This window comes from Tumebacillus amylolyticus (genome assembly GCF_016722965.1).
Lineage (GTDB): Bacteria > Bacillota > Bacilli > Tumebacillales > Tumebacillaceae > Tumebacillus > Tumebacillus amylolyticus.
Genome location: NZ_JAEQNB010000024.1, coordinates 1 through 3,077, shown reverse-complemented (window position 1 = coordinate 3,077; position 3,077 = coordinate 1). Strand labels below are relative to the sequence as shown.

Genomic DNA, 3,077 nt, shown 5'->3' with positions numbered 1-3,077 from the left:
CGCCGCCAGCGTTCGTCCTGAGCCAGGATCAAACTCTCAATAAAAGTTTGGTTCTGACTCGAATCGATCTTCATCTATCACTCGTTTAGTTTTCAAGGATCAATCGTGTCGCTCAGAGGCGACTTTGATAATGTACCACATTGCATATCAGAATGCAACAGGTATTTTTTATCATGCCCCGCATCTCTCGCGGCGACAAGGAACATCTTATCACGCCCGTCCCTTACGCACAATTCCAACGCCCAAACAAATCAAAACAAAAAACGCTGCCAACACGCACTCCTGGCAGCGTTTCTCGCTTATTCTCGAATCAGCTTGCGACTGACTCCCTCGTTGCGGTCCACACTGGACCATTCGTAGTTCTTCACCTGAACCTTGATCTTGATGGAAGACAAACAATCGGACGGCAGATTGAGCAATTCATTTGCTTGAATCAAGATGTTCATCGGATTGAACTCCACCGGTACAGGCAACGGCCTCGGACGAGGCGCGGGATCTGGTATCGGCACAGGGTCTACAGGCAGTGGATCAACCCCCGTATCCTCATAGATAGGGCCTGGATACGGACTCGGGTCTGGGAAATCACCATCTGGGCTCGGCTCCCCGGCCATGATCTGCATCTGCTGCGCCCGAGACGCCACGGCCATTTGTTCATGCTCCACCGAAATCGGCTGAACCACCCGATCCAATTCATCGAGAACCACCAAGAGGTTTTCCTTCGCCACCGTCACATACCCGTTCTGCACCAACGCCCCTACAAGTTTGTTCACCACTTCTCGGACATCGAACGATTCCAAACTCACACCCTCCGGCGGAATCGTCGTAACGACAAGCCGTGTAGGACTGGCAATCATCGAACTCACAGTCTCTTCGATGCACCGCCCCACTTTTTCCCCGTCATACAAAACGGTGAACGTAACCAAACTCCGCAACGTCGTATTCAGCGCCTCGATGACCTTGTCCCGTACGCGTTGTGCCGTCATCCCCACGAGGTTCGACTCAGGTGTTTCAAGACTTTCTATGTACGGCAAGGGCCCAACCTCTGTCTGCGCTTCAAACGCAAACTTCAGATCGATTTCGATGTCCTCAAGCTCCACGAACGGGATCGGAAACATCCGTAACAACTCATCTCTTTCATATTGAAGCGCGAGATCCCTCGAGGCTTGGTCGGAAGAACTGCGCGCCGCCACAATCGACTTCATCAAATCCCCCAAGACGATTCCCATATCATATCCCATGCCCTTACTACCCCCTTGTCTCCCTTGATGATAGGAAAAAACGGGCAACTCACACATGCGTTTGCCCGTCTCCCTATTACCCTGCGTAAGTATAGTTACTTCAGAAGCTGTTGCAGAATCGAGTCCATCTCATTGGCTTGAGACTTACCGGTCTCCTCTTCGTCCATCCAGATCGGCTTGCGCTTGAACCCGACGTGGTACGCCACGTATTCGAGTGCAATCTGATGCTCTCCGATGCGAACGAGATGAAACCCTTTTTCCTTGCCGACGATCTGGCCTTTCGGATTCTCTTGCAAACAGCGGTTCAAGTAGTCCATCTGTTTCTGAATCGCGCTCTCATCTTTCATGTTCGTCGGGTCGGTATTCCCAATCACCACACGTTTGATGAAACGCATTTCCGCGATGTCAAATGTCTCGCTCATGAGCCATCCCTCTATTTCGTTGTCGTCGTCAGTTCTTTGGCAACCGGGGTGATCGATTGATGGAGCATGTCGAGCACGCGAGCCAACCCTTCCGGAGTGCCCTTGTCTTTGGCATGCACTTGAACATGGTAGCGAGCCGAGTTGTCGCTTTGACGCGTGTTCTCCGTCGACGAGGTTACACTGCCGTGAACCTCAACGGAAACACCCCAGAACGAACCGGAGACGCTGCCGCCCACTTCGTATTCGAACTTATCTTTGGATTGGAACGAAGATTTCACTTCCATGTCAAACGTTACATCTACGAGGTCGATGCCCAGATTCGGAATCGGCACAATCGCCAGAAGCGGAACGGAGATCTCAACTTGCTGATCGACAAACGGTTTGGAACTCGGGTCCGCCGGATTGTATGCCGGATTTTCCACCATCCGGTTGTACTCAAATTTCACGTGACGCGGACCGGTTGGTTTCCCGTCTTTGTCTTTTTCAATTCCGACCGTTTGGATAAAATCAGCGGTCGCGCGTGCCAACCCGATTTGAGCGTCACAAGCCGCTTTGATCGGAGCCCCGATTAGATCTTGCATCGGAAGCCCTTTGAATTGTTCAGACATGTTCACGAGATCAGACATCGTGCATTCCCCTTCCAGTCTCTAAGGTAGGTACTTCATGAGGTAATCGTTGATGCGCAACAATGCTTCGGGCGGTTCAGTGCCCTGTATCTCTATTTGAATCCTTGCCAGATTCGGCTCACTGTCCTTGCCGCGTCTGGCAAAGCTTGAAGTCAAATCCTTTTGGTTGGGCGGCGTCTCGACGGTGGCCCCCAGCGAACTCTGTTTGAACGGGTTGTTATCCGTTTTTGCGATCAAATCCGCGAACTGAACGTTGAACTCCACCGTCAGCCTGTCGATCTTGGTGCTCGACAACGGAATGAGCGTGATCAGCGGAATCTGGATGGTTTCCACGGACTGACCCGGTTGCGTGGAAGGCAACATGATTTGCGTCATCTTCGGGGAGCCGTCCTTCTCAAACCAAGTCAGAATGCTCTCCAGAGAGGATTGTTGTGCTGCTGCATTTGCTTGAATCACGGAGTCTTTGATCGCAGCGAGTAAATCGTGGAATACGAACTGTTCTGCCACTTAACAAACCTCCTGCCAATTAATCGAAGTGAAGTAACTCTTTACTCGATCTATAGTTATTGGATCAAGAAACCAGTTATTCTCAAAAATTTAGGAAAACAAAAAAAAGTCCCGTTCCACTCGGGAACGAGACTTTTCTATGCTTCTATGCGGGTGTTCGATTGCCTCGCGACGTCCTACTCTCCCGGGACCCTGCGGTCCAAGTACCATCGGCGCTGGAAAGCTTAACTTCTGTGTTCGGGATGGGAACAGGTGTGACCTTTCCGCCATCATCACGAGACATG

Annotated in this window: 4 protein-coding genes and 1 rRNA gene; all 5 read right to left on the bottom strand. The window is 51.3% G+C overall.

The genetic code is table 11. The annotated features are described in order from the left end of the window. Nucleotides 1–299 precede the first annotated feature (299 nt). A complete protein-coding gene (locus JJB07_RS23680) occupies nt 300–1,238 on the bottom strand; it encodes a hypothetical protein (RefSeq protein ID WP_201638500.1) in 939 nt (312 codons plus the stop codon). A 95-nt stretch (nt 1,239–1,333) separates the two neighbouring features. After that, on the bottom strand, nt 1,334–1,660 hold the full coding sequence (locus JJB07_RS23675) for a hypothetical protein (protein WP_201638499.1): 327 nt from the start codon (nt 1,658–1,660) through the stop codon (nt 1,334–1,336). Nucleotides 1,661–1,671: 11 nt separating this feature from the next. Continuing rightward, nucleotides 1,672–2,286, bottom strand: coding sequence for a DUF2589 domain-containing protein (locus tag JJB07_RS23670; protein WP_201638498.1), 615 nt, complete (start codon nt 2,284–2,286; stop codon nt 1,672–1,674). Nucleotides 2,287–2,307: 21 nt separating this feature from the next. Further along, the gene (locus JJB07_RS23665) at nt 2,308–2,793 is read right to left on the bottom strand and encodes a DUF2589 domain-containing protein (RefSeq protein WP_201638497.1); all 486 of its coding nucleotides are present in this window, start codon (nt 2,791–2,793) and stop codon (nt 2,308–2,310) included. Between the two features lie 163 nt (nt 2,794–2,956). After that, nucleotides 2,957–3,073: ribosomal RNA gene (gene rrf, locus JJB07_RS23660) — 5S ribosomal RNA — on the bottom strand. Nucleotides 3,074–3,077 lie beyond the last annotated feature (4 nt).